This window comes from Streptomyces sp. NPDC101152, assembly GCF_044768275.1.
GTDB lineage: Bacteria > Actinomycetota > Actinomycetes > Streptomycetales > Streptomycetaceae > Streptomyces.
This window is the reverse complement of record NZ_JBIWPO010000004.1, coordinates 263,881-276,961: the sequence shown is the minus strand read 5'-3', so window position 1 is coordinate 276,961 and position 13,081 is coordinate 263,881. Positions and strand designations below refer to the sequence as shown.

Annotated in this window: 12 protein-coding genes and 1 pseudogene; 8 read left to right on the top strand and 5 right to left on the bottom strand. The window is 71.8% G+C overall.

Annotation, left to right across the window (positions count from 1 at the left end):
* Nucleotides 1-131 precede the first annotated feature (131 nt).
* Nucleotides 132-1,544: a tetratricopeptide repeat protein gene (locus ACIRVK_RS07615; RefSeq protein ID WP_404244492.1), complete on the bottom strand. Its 1,413-nt coding sequence runs from the start codon at nucleotides 1,542-1,544 to the stop codon at nucleotides 132-134.
* 91 nt (nucleotides 1,545-1,635) lie between these two features.
* Between ACIRVK_RS07615 and ACIRVK_RS07610 the strand changes: the two genes are divergently transcribed.
* Nucleotides 1,636-3,042, top strand: coding sequence for an FAD-binding oxidoreductase (locus ACIRVK_RS07610; RefSeq protein ID WP_404244491.1), 1,407 nt, complete (start codon nucleotides 1,636-1,638; stop codon nucleotides 3,040-3,042).
* A 254-nt stretch (nucleotides 3,043-3,296) separates the two neighbouring features.
* On the opposite strand, the gene ACIRVK_RS07605 is transcribed toward ACIRVK_RS07610, so the two are convergent.
* Nucleotides 3,297-3,710, bottom strand: a complete 414-nt coding sequence (locus tag ACIRVK_RS07605; RefSeq protein WP_404244490.1) for an SsgA family sporulation/cell division regulator — start codon at nucleotides 3,708-3,710, stop codon at nucleotides 3,297-3,299.
* Between the two features lie 241 nt (nucleotides 3,711-3,951).
* On the opposite strand from ACIRVK_RS07605, the gene ACIRVK_RS07600 reads away from it, so the two are divergent.
* Both ACIRVK_RS07600 and ACIRVK_RS07595 read left to right on the top strand, forming a co-directional pair.
* Nucleotides 3,952-5,427 (top strand): RDD family protein, encoded by a 1,476-nt coding sequence (locus ACIRVK_RS07600; RefSeq protein ID WP_404244489.1) that lies wholly within the window; start codon nucleotides 3,952-3,954, stop codon nucleotides 5,425-5,427.
* An 89-nt stretch (nucleotides 5,428-5,516) separates the two neighbouring features.
* Nucleotides 5,517-6,149 (top strand): RDD family protein, encoded by a 633-nt coding sequence (locus tag ACIRVK_RS07595; protein ID WP_404244488.1) that lies wholly within the window; start codon nucleotides 5,517-5,519, stop codon nucleotides 6,147-6,149.
* 12 nt (nucleotides 6,150-6,161) lie between these two features.
* Here ACIRVK_RS07595 and ACIRVK_RS07590 read toward each other — a convergent pair whose 3' ends face one another.
* A complete protein-coding gene (locus ACIRVK_RS07590) occupies nucleotides 6,162-6,437 on the bottom strand; it encodes a hypothetical protein (protein WP_404244487.1) in 276 nt (91 codons plus the stop codon).
* 280 nt (nucleotides 6,438-6,717) lie between these two features.
* On the opposite strand from ACIRVK_RS07590, the pseudogene ACIRVK_RS07585 reads away from it, so the two are divergent.
* Both ACIRVK_RS07585 and ACIRVK_RS07580 read left to right on the top strand, forming a co-directional pair.
* Nucleotides 6,718-7,670, top strand: a pseudogene (locus ACIRVK_RS07585) (immune inhibitor A domain-containing protein); the annotation flags it as partial.
* A 125-nt stretch (nucleotides 7,671-7,795) separates the two neighbouring features.
* Entirely contained in the window at nucleotides 7,796-8,125 is a 330-nt protein-coding gene (locus ACIRVK_RS07580; protein WP_404244486.1) for a hypothetical protein, read from the top strand.
* A gap of 4 nt (nucleotides 8,126-8,129) precedes the next feature.
* Here ACIRVK_RS07580 and ACIRVK_RS07575 read toward each other — a convergent pair whose 3' ends face one another.
* Together ACIRVK_RS07575 and ACIRVK_RS07570 are read right to left on the bottom strand one after the other, a co-directional pair.
* Complete coding sequence (locus ACIRVK_RS07575; RefSeq protein ID WP_404244485.1) at nucleotides 8,130-8,720, bottom strand: isochorismatase family protein; 591 nt, start codon at nucleotides 8,718-8,720, stop codon at nucleotides 8,130-8,132.
* A gap of 70 nt (nucleotides 8,721-8,790) precedes the next feature.
* A complete protein-coding gene (locus ACIRVK_RS07570; RefSeq protein WP_404244484.1) occupies nucleotides 8,791-10,137 on the bottom strand; it encodes a nicotinate phosphoribosyltransferase in 1,347 nt (448 codons plus the stop codon).
* A 139-nt stretch (nucleotides 10,138-10,276) separates the two neighbouring features.
* Between ACIRVK_RS07570 and clpS the strand changes: the two genes are divergently transcribed.
* The 3 genes from clpS (at nucleotide 10,277) to ACIRVK_RS07555 (ending at nucleotide 13,048) form a co-directional block, all read left to right on the top strand.
* The gene (gene clpS, locus ACIRVK_RS07565) at nucleotides 10,277-10,594 is read left to right on the top strand and encodes an ATP-dependent Clp protease adapter ClpS (protein WP_133046323.1); all 318 of its coding nucleotides are present in this window, start codon (nucleotides 10,277-10,279) and stop codon (nucleotides 10,592-10,594) included.
* Between the two features lie 41 nt (nucleotides 10,595-10,635).
* Nucleotides 10,636-11,238: a DUF2017 domain-containing protein gene (locus tag ACIRVK_RS07560; RefSeq protein WP_404244483.1), complete on the top strand. Its 603-nt coding sequence runs from the start codon at nucleotides 10,636-10,638 to the stop codon at nucleotides 11,236-11,238.
* A 379-nt stretch (nucleotides 11,239-11,617) separates the two neighbouring features.
* A complete protein-coding gene (locus ACIRVK_RS07555) occupies nucleotides 11,618-13,048 on the top strand; it encodes an amino acid permease (RefSeq protein ID WP_404244482.1) in 1,431 nt (476 codons plus the stop codon).
* Nucleotides 13,049-13,081 lie beyond the last annotated feature (33 nt).

Here is a 13,081-nt window from a genome sequence, read left to right as displayed (position 1 = left end):
TGGGCCGGCCCCACCCCCACCCCCGGCGGGGGGGGGGCGCCCCCCGCCGCCCCCCGCCCCCCCCCCAAAACCTTATCCACTGGTGTTTGGGGGGGGGGGGGGGGGGCCCCCCCCCCCCCCCCCGGCACCTACTAGCCCTTGTCGGCTCCTGGTTCGGTGGGCGGTGGCACCGAAGGCGGCTCACCGAGCCCCGCCAGTGCCTCCTGGGTCACCGGCACCAGCAGCGGCGAGAAGGCCGGATTGATCCGCAGCGCCTCCTGCAGCCACCGGCGCGCGTAGGCGTCGTAGCCGAGGGACCGCTCGACCATGCCCCGGTGGTACGCGTACAGGGCGCTGCGGACGCCGCCGCCCTTCGCCCGGTCCGTCGCCACCGTCGCGTACCGCAGCGCCTCCTTGTCGTCACCGGCCCGGTGCAGCGCCCAGCCCAGCGCGTCCGCCACCGCGATCCCGGGCTGGCGCGCGTACTCGGCGCGCAGCCGCCGTACCGCCGTCGCCGGATCCCCGTGGTCGGCCTCCAGCAGCCCGAGCACCAGCTCGTCGTCCACGCCCCCCGACCGGTCGGCCTGCACCAGCGCCCGCACCCGGTCGTACTCCGCCCGGGCCGCCGGTCCCAGCCCCAGCGAGTCGTACAACTCGCCCAGCTCCAGGGCGTACTGGGGACGAGGCGCCTTCTCCAGCGCCACCTGGTACGCGCTCAGCGCCTCCCTCGTCCGCCCCATCGCCGCCAGCGTCCGCCCCTGCCCGGCCTGTGCGGCCCGCTGGTCGGGATCGAGCCGCACCGCCTCCTCGAAACGCCGCAACGCGTCGTCCAGGTCCCCGCGCTCGAAGGACAGCTCCCCGGCCCGCTCCAGCCACTCCGCCCGCTCGGCCGGGGAGCCGGCGGCCGCCGCCGCGTCGGACAGTGCGGCCGCCGCGTCCTCCCGCCAGCCCCGGTCGCGGTAGACGGCCGCGGCCCGCGCCCGCACCGCCGGCCCGGTCCGCAGCTCCAGTAGCCGGTCCAGCGTCCGCTGTGTCGCCTTGTCGTCGCCGAGGCCCGTGTACGCGTCCAGCAGCAGCGGGTACGTCGTCCACCGCTTCGGCTCCAGCTTCAGCGCCGCCTCGCCCCACGAACGCGCGGCCGGATAGTCGTGGCGCGCGTTCGCGAGCGCGGCCATGCCGTCGAGGGCCTCCACGTTCCGAGGCCCCCGCACCCGCAACGACGTACGCAACGCCTCGTCCGCCCGCGGGAAGTCCGCCGCGTCCCCCGTCCGCCGCCCCTGCTCCACATACGCCGCCCCCAGCACCGCCCACGACAGCGCGTCCTCGGGCCGCGCCCGCACCCGTGCCTCCCGCGCACCGATCAGCGCCCCCAGCTCGGGGAGCCCCACCGGCACCCCCGAGGTCACCGCGGTCAATGCCTGCGCGCCCGGCGCCGGAGCCGGCGGCCGCGGCGCCGTCCGCTCCCAGGGCCACCAGGCCAGCGCCCCACCGAGCACCAGGGACCCCGCCAGAGCGCCGACCAGCACCCATCGACCGCTCCGCAGGGCGTTCAGCTGCGTCTTCATGCGTTCACTGTGCGCCAGTACGACAAGCACATCCCGGCATACGCCGACTGCCGTGGACGGGGTTCACACCGATGGCCCCGGGTGCGACGCTGTGATCATGAGCCGAATCGAAGCGCCCTCCGACGCAGCCACCGGAAACCTTCTCGACCGGCTCCTGACCGGTCTGCCCGCCGAGGCCGTCCTCATCGACCCCGACGTCACCGCCTCCTACGCCAACGACATGGCGAGCTTCTGCCCGGCCGGCACCCCGGCCGTGGTCGTCCTGCCCCGCACCGTGGAGCAGGTCCAGCACGTCATGCGCGTCGCCACCGAACTGCGCGTCCCCGTCGTCCCGCAGGGCGCCCGCACCGGCCTGTCCGGGGGCGCCAACACCTCCGAGGGCTCCATCGCGCTGTCCCTGACCAGGATGGACCGCATCCTCGAGATCAACCCCGTCGACCGCATCGCCGTCGTCGAACCCGGCGTCGTCAACGCGACCCTCTCCCGCGCCGTGGGCGAACAGGGCCTCTATTACCCGCCGGACCCCTCCAGCTGGGAGATGTGCACGATCGGCGGCAACATCGGCACCGCGTCCGGCGGCCTGTGCTGCGTGAAGTACGGCGTCACCGCCGAGTACGTCCTCGGCCTCGACGTCGTCCTCGCCGACGGCCGCCTCATGTCCACCGGCCGCCGCACCGCGAAGGGCGTCGCCGGCTACGACCTCACCCGCCTGTTCGTCGGCTCCGAGGGCTCCCTCGGCATCGTCGTGCGGGCCGTCCTGGCACTGAAGCCGCAGCCGCCCGAGCAACTGGTGCTGGCCGCCGAGTTCCCGTCCGGGGCCGCCGCCTGCGACGCGGTCTGCCGGATCATGGCCGGCGGCCACGTCCCCTCGCTCCTCGAACTCATGGACCGTACGACCGTGAAGGCGGTCAACGCGCTCGCGCACATGGGGCTGCCGGAGACCACCGAGGCCCTGCTGCTTGCCGCCTTCGACACCCCGGACCCGACCGCCGACCTCGCCGCCGTCGGCGCCCTGTGCGAGGCGGCCGGAGCCACCCAGGTCGTCCCGGCGGACGACGCGGCCGAGTCCGAACTGCTGCTGCAGGCCCGGCGGCTCTCGCTGACCGCGCTCGAGGCGGTCAGCGGCACGACGATGATCGACGACGTGTGCGTGCCCCGCTCGCGGCTCGCCGAGATGCTCGAAGGGACCGAGCGGATCGCCGAGAAGTACCAGCTCACCATCGGGGTCGTCGCCCACGCCGGCGACGGCAACACCCACCCAACCGTCTGCTTCGACGCGGCCGACCCCGACGAGTCCCGGCGCGCCCGCGAGTCCTTCGACGAGATCATGGCCCTCGGCCTCCAGCTCGGCGGCACGATCACCGGCGAGCACGGCGTGGGCGTCCTGAAGAAGGAGTGGCTGGCGCGCGAGATCGGCCCCGTCGGCCTGGAGATGCAGCGGCAGATCAAACAGGTCTTCGACCCGCTCGGCATCCTCAACCCAGGCAAGTTGTTCTAGGGCCTGTTGCGAAAGTGGCGCCTGCCGCGCGACGCCCGGAACGCTCCCCCAGAGGGGGGTACCCCCACTCGCCGCACCGCCCGAAAGCCCGAGTACGCCCGGTCCATCAACGGCGTCTTCCGGCCGGCACGCCGAGAGCACGCTCCCCCACGCTCGAACCACCTCGCGCGGGGGGACCCCCACGACGCCGCGCGGCCGCCCTGCGGGCGACGACGCCACTTTCGCAACAGGCCCTAGCCGCTTTCCCCCTCCCCTCACCGGGCGAGCAACTGGTCGAGCGCGTCGTCGATCCCCAGCTGCTCGCCCTCCGTGCCCGGGGGCACCACCCGCAGCGTCCGCTCGAGCCAGGCGGACACCTGGGCGGCGGGCGCCTCCAGCAGCGCGTCCCCGTCGGGTGAGCTCAGCGCCATCAGGACGACGCTGCGGCCCTCCCTCTTCGTCGGCCACACCCGCACATCGCCCTGCCCGCAGGGCCGGAACACCCCCTCCACCAGCAGGTCACGGGAGAACGTCCAGTGCACGGGGTGCTCGGAGGTGACGTGAAAGGCGATGTGGACGGCGTACGGATCGTCGGTGCGGTAGCTCAGCCGGGCCGGGACCGGGATGGCCCGCTCCGGGGACAGGATCAGCTTCAGTTCGAGCTCTCGCTCCACCACGGTGTAGTGCATGGCGTGCGCTTCCTCTCTCGGGCAGGTGTACGGGGCCCTGCGGTGGGCCCGTACCGGTGGAGAGCCGGGAGGGGGCGCGACCATTACGCGGGTTGCGAGAACTTTTCTCCGAAGCTGTGGAGCCGGTGCACGAGGTTGCCCGGAAAAGGGTGGGTAACACGGGACGGGCGGTGGCGGTTGCGCCGGTCTGATAGATGTGGTTCCCCCTTATCCACCCCCGAGCAGATACGGGACGACGGACATGAGCGCCCCAACCCCGGCACCCGGTGACGACAGGCCCCGCGAGGGCTACTACCCGGACCCGTCCATTCCTGGGTACGTCCGGTACTGGAACGGTGCCGCCTGGGTACCGGGCACCAGCCGCCCGGCCCCGTCGGACGGCGACCCGCTCGCGCCACCCCCCGGCTCCGCGCCCAACCCGTCCCAGGCCCCTGCCTCCCCGGTCGAGGAGACCGGCCCGCACTTCTTCGACGAGGACCCGCAGCCGTCCCCGTCCGACGCCGGGCACGGCAGCCACCCCGAACCGGCGCCCACCTGGGGCGCCGACCGCTCCCACCAGTCCGGCTTCGGCGACGACCAGGCCCGCCGCGTCTCCTGGGGCGCCGACCCCCGCGTGGGCCAGCCCACGGGCGACGCCACCAGCACCGACGGCACGGCGACGATCCCCCCGGCGAACGGCGGAGCGGCCGACGTCCCCTCCGACGGCACGTTCGTCTTCCGCAGGCCCGCCGCGGGCGGCGGGGGAGGGGCCGCGACGCCGGGGACGCCGAGCGCGGGCGTTCCCCAGCCCGGTCGCCCCGTCGCCGACGAGGGCACCATGACCTTCCGCGCGCTGTCCCCGCGCACGGGGCAGCAGGGTGGGGGCACGGGGGCGCCCGACCCCGGTACTTCCGGTGGTCCCGCGTTCGGGCCGCCGTCCTCGGCCGCCGCGGCCGACGGTCCCGGCTTCGCCGCCGGCAAGGCAGCCGCCCAGCGAGCGGCGGCACAGGCGGCCCCCGCCGCGCCCACGGCTCTCACCGGCCCGCAGCAGCCCGCTCCCGCGCTCCCGCAGCAGGCCGGCACCCCGCAGCCGGCGCCGGTCGGCGCTCCCATGACCAGCGGACCCGGTGGCGGGCAGCCGTCCTGGGCGCAGCAGGTGCACCGGCTGGCCGGGGCCCCGGACGAGGAGCAGCCCGTCGCGCCCTGGAAGCCGCCCGTCGAGGACGTGTTCCAGGCCGCCGCCCGGCGTCAGGCGGCCGCCCGGCCCGCGGGGCTCGGCAAACGGCTGATCGCACGGATCGTCGACAACCTGGTCATCGGCGCCGTCACCGCCGTGGCCGCGGTGCCCCTGGGCGGCAAGGCGGTCGACCACATCCACGACAAGATCGAGGCGGCCAGGCTGAGCGGCGAGACCGTCACCGTCTGGCTGCTGGACGGCACGACCTCGGTGTACCTGGGCATCGTCCTCGCCGTCCTGCTCGTCTTCGGCGTCCTGTACGAGGCGCTCCCCACCGCCAGGTGGGGCCGGACCCTCGGCAAGAAGCTGCTGGCCCTGGAGGTCCGCGACATCGAGGCCCACGAGCCGCCGTCCTTCGGCGCCGCCGTGCGCCGCTGGCTCGTCTACAGCGTCCCCGGCCTCCTCGGCATCGGGATCGTGGGCGTCCTGTGGTGCCTGTTCGACCGGCCGTGGCACCAGTGCTGGCACGACAAGGCCGCCGGTACGTTCGTCGCGGGGTGACGGGGTCCGACGTACGGCGCAGATGATTCGGTCCTCCGGACGGCCGTGCGCAGGATGCGGAGCCGGGGGGTTCGCGGTCCACTCGGGCCATGACGACCGAACCGCCCGGCTCGGGACAGCAGCCGCCGGAAGACGACCCGTTCAGGAAACAGCCTCCCCCCGGCCAGCCGCCACCAGGTGGTCAACCGTACGGCGGACAGCCCCCGTACGGCGGGCAGCCCTACGGCGGTGCCCCCTACGGCGGTGGCGGCCGCCCCGGCGACCCCCTCGCCGGCATGCCCCCGCTGGCCGACAGCGGCAGGCGGACGCTGGCGCGGATCATCGACCTGATCCTCGTCGGCATCGTGGTGTGGCTCATCACCTGGCCGATCGGCGTGCACGAGTACACCGTGAACAGCAACAAGGTCGAGGTCGGCAAGTCCTTCGCGCAGTCCGCGGTCGCCGCCGTCCTCTACATGGGCTACGACACCTTCATGATCAGCCGGTCGGGCCAGACGCTCGGCAAGAAGTGGCTGAACATGCGCGTGGCCAACCTCGACAACGGCGCGACGCCCTCCGTGCAGTCCGCCCTGTCCCGCGCCGCCGTGCTGTGGATCCCGTTCGCGTTCTGCTGCGCGTGCATCTGGACGGCGATCTCGGGCGGGTGGAGCTACTTCGACCGGCCGTACAAGCAGGGGTTGCACGACAAGGCGGCGAAGACGGTGGTGGTGAGCACCGGCTGACGATCCTCGGTGTCACGCAGCGTTGGAGGACCCCGAAGCCACCACCGACACCGGCGCCTCCGCCGCAGCCTCCTCCACCGCCTGCGGCGCCGGCTTGCGCACCGCGACGATCCTGGGCCTGGGCAGAGGTACGGTCATGGCGACCAGCAGCCCGAGCGCGAGCGCCGAGGCGGCGATGACCGCGATCCCCAGCCCCGAACTCGTCTGTGACAGCAGCAGCATGGCGAGCGTCGAGAAGATCACGGTGCAGGATCCGTAGGCGAGCTGTGCGGCAGTCGGACGAGGCATGGCAATCGTGTCCTCGGAAGTGGGGGTCCACGGGGGTGTCGGCCTGGCTTTCCGCCGGTTCCTGGGCGTGCCGCCAGTCGACTCTAATCGCGAGGGTGCCCGAGTGGAACGAAGAGTAAGCGTGACCTAACCGACAGGGCCGGTGCACAGGGGGCGCACGGAGTCATGGCGTCCACCACGTGGACAGGTGTGCGCGCCCGTTCGACGGGCAAACGCGTGTGCGGTCGATCGGTCGATCGGTCAACCGGTGGTCCCGGTGTCCGTCAGGAGACCCAGCGCATCGGTCGACGGTGAGGTCACCGACTGGGTCAAGCTCCCCTACGACGAGGCCCGTTACGGCAACAACGCGTGCGGCTCGTCCACCCTGCTCCAGCGTGTGGAACGTGGTGAAGGACGGCCTGACCGCCTGGTACGCCTTCGGCAGCGACGCCGGCACGACCGGCCCCGCGGACAACAAGCTCGGTGGCTCGCGGGTCGGCGACTACACCATCCAGCCGGAGAACGGCGGACTCGGCGTCTACGCCCACGAGTACGGCCGCGACCTCGGCCTGCCCGACGAGTACGACACCAACGGCGGTGACAACTCCACCGGTTCCTGGACGTTGATGTCCTCCGGCTTCTGGCTGGGTACCGGCAAGGAGGCCACCGGGACCTGCCGGGCTACATGAACGCCTGGGACAAGCTGCAACTGGGCTGGCTCAACTACGACGTGGCGAAGGCGGGCACGAAGCCCGCGCACACCCTGGGCGTCGCCGAGTACAACACCAAGCACCAGCAGGCCCTGGTGGTCACCCTGCCCGACGGCCGGGGGTACCCCCTCTGGGGGAGGGACGGCGCTGTTCTCCGACAACGCCGAGGCGGCGGACCAGAGTTGGACGGCGACCGGCTTCTCCCAGTACGTGTCGTACGACAAGACCCTCAAGGTCGGCCCGTACAACTTCGGCCTCTCCGCGACCCGTCCGGACTGGGTGGAGCACTACCCGTACCAGAACGGACTGTCGGTACCCGACCGATGGCCTCACGCTGCACAACGCCGACGTGGCGACCAAGATCAAGGGGTCCTTCGGGGTGCCGGTCTTCAACGGCCACAGGAGCACCTACTACGACCCGTCGAACCCGGCCGGCGGCGTCAAGATCGCTGACACCAACACCAAGATCAAGATCGTCCGGGAGGCCCTGGACGGCCGGACGATCTCCCTCCAGGTCGGCCCCGCGGTGAAGTCGCCGACATAACCGCAGGTCAGGAGCGTATCGGCGATGACCCCCTGGCGGGTCGCCGCCGATCGTGTTTAGGTGCGTCCTGTGCTGTTCTTATTGACAGACCCGACGACACCGACACGCACGGGGGTGTGACCTGCATGGCCGCAGGAGGTTTCTGCAAGCTGCCGACCGGCAGCGTGGTGGTGGCTCTGAACCTGCCCAGACCCACCACCCACGGCACGGGCTCGGTCCGTGTCCTCGTCCACGCCCGCAACCGGGCGCGCGCCCTGACCAGGCTGCGCAACCTCGGCATGCGCGCCGTCTACCTGCGGGGCAACGCGGCCCCGCCGACCCCGGACGAGATCACCGCCGTCCTGCACCACCCCGACGGCCTCATATGGCGGACGGCCCCCGACAACGGTGTCACCGTGACCGAGCTGTGGCACCCGATCAGGGCGCTGCTGCGCCGTCCGACGGCCTCCGCGTGATCGCTCAGGCCACCACGGGCTTGCCGGAGAGCTCCACGCCGGCCTCCCGCAGCTCCTCCAGCGCCCGCTCGGTCGTCTCCGCGGCGACCCCGGCGGTCAGGTCGAGCAGCACCTGCGTACGGAACCCCTCCCGCACCGCGTCCAGCGCGGTGGCGCGGACGCAGTGGTCGGTCGCGATGCCGACCACGTCGACCTCGCCGACGTCCCGGGCGCGCAGCCAGTCGGCCAGCGCGACCCCGTTCTCGTCGGTGCCCTCGAAGCCGCTGTAGGCCGCCGCGTACGCCCCCTTGTCGAAGACGGCGTCGACCGCGCCGGAGGCGACGGCGGGGGCGAAGTTCGGGTGGAAGCCGACGCCCTCCGTGCCCGCGACGCAGTGCGCGGGCCAGGAGTGCCGGAAGTCGGGGTTGTCGGCGAAGTGGCCGCCGGGCGCGATGTGGTGGTCGCGGGTGGCCACCACGTGCTGGTAGCCGGAGCCGGCCGCCTGCCCGATCAGCTCGGTCACGGCGGCGGCCACGTCGGCACCCCCGGCCACGGCGAGACTGCCCCCCTCGCAGAAGTCGTTCTGCACGTCAACGACGATCAAGGCGCGGCGCATCTGGGTGTCCTTCGACTTTGGTTGAGTACGAGCCTAGAGACTTCAAAGCTCCTTCGGGAGGGCACCCGCTTTAGTTACCCGTGCGCCCCTGTACGTACTCCGTCGGAATGACGGCCTCCCCGCGTGACAACTGGGTCGCCGACAGGGGCAGGTTGGCGAGCGCCGCCACATGCCGGTCGCGTACGGCGTCCAGGGGCTCGCGGGCGACCGCGTCACCGCCCTTGATCAGCTCCACCATCAACTGCCGCTCGGCCAGCTCCGCCGGGACCGCGCCCGTACCGACGACCTCCGCCTCCGCCACCCCGTCCGCGTCGAGGCGCCGCGCGGCCCACTTGCGGCCGCCGATCGACGTCTTGCCGCCGCTGGACTTCTTCGCCACCGGCACCAGCGGCGCCCGGGGGTCGTCGGACGCGGCGCGGGCGACCAGCTTGTAGACCATCGAGGCCGTCGGGTGCCCGGACCCGGTCACCAGCTGCGTGCCGACGCCGTACGCGTCCACGGGCGCCGCCGCCAGCGAGGCGATGGCGTACTCGTCGAGGTCCGAGGTCACGATGATCTTCGTGTCCCGCGCGCCCAGCTCGTCCAGCTGCTGCCGCACCCGGTGCGCGACCAGCAGCAGGTCACCGGAGTCGATGCGCACGGCCCCCAGCTCGGGCCCGGCGACCTCGACGGCCAGGCGGACGGCCTCGGCGACGTCGTACGTGTCCACGAGCAGGGTGGTGCCCCGGCCCAGCGAGTCGACCTGGGCGCGGAAGGCGTCCCGCTCGTGGTCGTGCAGCAGGGTGAAGGCGTGCGCGGAGGTGCCGACGGTGGGGATGTTGTAGCGGAAGCCGGCCGCGAGGTCGGAGGTGGAGGCGAAACCGCCGACGTACGCGGCACGGGAGGCGGCCACGGCGGCCAGCTCGTGGGTGCGGCGGGCCCCCATCTCGATCAGCGGACGGCCCCCGGCGGCCGAGGACATCCGGGAAGCGGCCGCCGCGATCGCGGAGTCGTGGTTGAGGATGGACAGGATCACCGTCTCCAGCAGCACGCACTCGGCGAACGACCCCTCGACCCGCATGATCGGCGAGCCCGGGAAGTACACCTCGCCCTCGGGGTAACCCCACACGTCGCCGCTGAACCGGTATCCGGCCAGCCACTCCAGCGTCGGCTCGTCGACGATGCCCCGCTCGCGCAGGAAGCCGAGGACGCCCGCGTCGAAGCGGAAGTTCTCCACCGCGTCCAGGACACGCCCGGTGCCCGCGACGACGCCGTAGCGCCGCCCGTCCGGCAGCCGCCGGGTGAAGACCTCGAAGACACTGCGCCGTTCGGCCGTACCGCCCTTCAGCGCGGCCTGCAGCATCGTCAGCTCGTACTGGTCCGTGAAGAGCGCCGTCGAGGGAACGTCCACCGGCAGCCCAAGGTCCGCTACATCCACGAAAGCTCTCCTAGTCACGACTCTCCGGGTGCCCCCAGGTCGGCCGGGGGTCCGGGGGTTGTCCCCCGGTGTGGACAGCATGGGAACGATGCTAACACCCCTTCGCGTCAGTGTGACGATTTGTGCGGCCCGTGGCAGCATGGGCCATGTGACGTCACCCGCTCCCGTAGAGATCGAACGCACCGAGTCGGCGGAGGAGGTCTTCGCCGTACCCGAGCCGGACGTCCCCTGGGTCACGATCGTCCACAACGACCCGGTCAACCTCATGAGCTATGTGACCTACGTGTTCCAGACGTACTTCGGCTACACAAAGGACAAGGCCACCAAACTCATGCTCGACGTCCACCACAAGGGCCGGGCGGTCGTCTCCAGCGGCACGCGCGAGGAGATGGAACGCGACGTGCAGGCCATGCACGGCTACGGCCTGTGGGCCACCCTCCAGCAGGACCGGAAATGACCCCCATCCGCCCGCAGGACCGGAAGTAGCGACTGCCCTCCATGCCAGGACACTTCGAACCGCTCCCCGGCGGCGGCGCGGCCGTCGCCCTCGACGACGTCGAGATCTCCATCATCCGGTCGCTCGCCGTCCAGCTGCTGGAACTCATCGGACCCGGGCCCGGCGAGGACGCCCCCGACGACCCGCTCGCCGAACTGTTCGCGGAAGGCCCCACCGAGCCGCCCAAGGACCCCGTGCTCAAGCGCCTGTTCCCGGACGCCTACAGCGACCCCGAGGGCACCCCGGAGGCCAAGGAGGCCGAGGAACAGCGGGCGTACTCCTCCGAGTTCCGCCGCTACACCGAGAACGACCTGCGGGCCGGCAAGCGCGAGAACGCCCTCGCGGTGATCCGCACCCTGGACGCGCTGACCCCGGCGGCCGACGGCGGTGCCGTGCTCGAGCTGTCGACCGAGGAGTCCCGGCAGTGGCTGGGCTCCCTCAACGACCTGCGCCTGGCGATCGGCTCCCGCCTGGAGATCGTCGACGAGGACGACACCGACCTCCTCTACCGGCTGCCGGACGAGGACCCCCGTAAGCCCATGGTGATGGCGTACCTCTGGCTCGGCGGCCTCCAGGAGACGCTCGTGACGACCCTCCTGCCCTGAACCTCGCTCTTTGCGGCGAGGGTCACCCGTGCCGATATGTGACGATTCCGCGTTCGCTCAGAGGACGCTCAAATCCGGATAACGATCATGTCACCGTGACCGTCACCTATGTACCCGAGGAGCGCTCTTTGTCCGCTTCTCCCTGTGGCGTGTGCCACTTCGTCCCCCGGTGATCTCCGTTGCGGCCGTGATAAATCTGCACGACCGCCCGGCGAACACCACCCATGTCCGCCGGGTGCGCCAGCGAGCCGGCGACCGCCGGCCAGGCACGAGCGGGCCCCCGAGGCCCGCTCCGCTCCATTTTCAATCCGGGGGGATCGAGAACCGGTCCGTGGCCGACGAGAGGCCCGGTTCGGCATGGAGAAAGGCGCACCACGACATGACCTCCGCTCAGGTCGAAACAGGCTCGGAGCCGACCTCCGAAGAGGGGTACGAGCGCGGACTCGGCAGCCGCCAGGTCCAGATGATCGCGATCGGCGGCGCCATCGGCGTAGGCCTCTTCCTGGGTGCCGGGGCGAACATCGCCAAGGCCGGCCCCAGTCTCATCCTGATGTACGCCCTCGCGGGCGCCATCGTCTTCTTCATCATGCGGGCGCTCGGCGAACTGCTCCTGTACCGCCCGGTCTCGGGCTCCTTCGCGGAGTACTCCCGCGAGTTCCTCGGTCCGTTCTTCGGCTACTTCACCGGCTGGACCTACTGGCTGATGTGGGTCGTCACCGGCATGGCCGAGCTCACCGCCGCCGCGATCTACGTCAACTACTGGTTCCCGCACATCCCCCAGTGGGTGACCGCCCTGGTCTTCCTGGTGATCCTCTTCGGGGTCAACCTGATCTCGGTGAAGGTCTTCGGCGAGCTCGAGTTCTGGTTCTCCATGGTCAAGGTCACCGCCCTGATCGGCATGATCGTGATCGGCCTCGGCGTGCTCACCTTCGGCTTCAGCTCCGCCGGTGACACGGCCGCCGTGTCCAACCTCTGGCAGTTCGACGGCTTCTTCCCCAAGGGCATCGGCTCGTCCCTGATGACCCTGCAGGGCGTCATGTTCGCCTACCTCGCGGTCGAGCTGGTCGGCGTCACCGCCGGCGAGTCGGAGAACCCGCAGAAGACCCTCCCCAAGGCGATCAACACCCTCCCGTGGCGCATCGCCCTCTTCTACGTCGGCGCCCTCACCGTCATCCTCTGCGTCGTCAAGTGGACCGAGTTCGCGCCGGGCGTCTCCCCGTTCGTCGCCGCCTTCGCGAAGATCGGCATCCCGGCGGGCGCCGGCATCGTCAACTTCGTCGTCCTCACCGCGGCCCTGTCCTCCTGCAACTCCGGCATGTACTCCACCGGCCGCATGCTGCGCACCCTGGCCGACAACGGCGAGGCCCCCAAGGGCTTCCGCAAGCTGTCCGCCACGAAGACGCCGGCGCTCGGCATCACCGTCTCGGTCCTGTTCATGGGCATCGGCGTGGTCCTCAACTACGTCGTCCCGGAGAAGGCCTTCGGCTACGTCACCTCGGTGGCGACCGCGGCCGGCATCTGGACCTGGCTGATGATCCTGATCAGCCACGTGCTGTACCGCCGCGCGGTCGTCGCGGGCCGGCTGCCCGCGTCCGCCTTCCCGGCGCCGGGCGGGGCGGTGTGCAGCTGGATCGCGATCGTGTTCCTGGTCTTCGTCACGGGCCTGATCGCGTACGACGCCGACTCCCGGGTCTGCCTGTACGTGATGGCGGGCTGGGCGGTGGCGCTGGCCGCGGGCTGGGCCGCGCTGAAGAGGCGGAACCCGGAGATTGCGAATCGCCGCGAGCCGGAGCTGGAGAAGGTCGGCTGAGCGAGGGGGCCGTCCGCGATGTGGGCTGTTCCG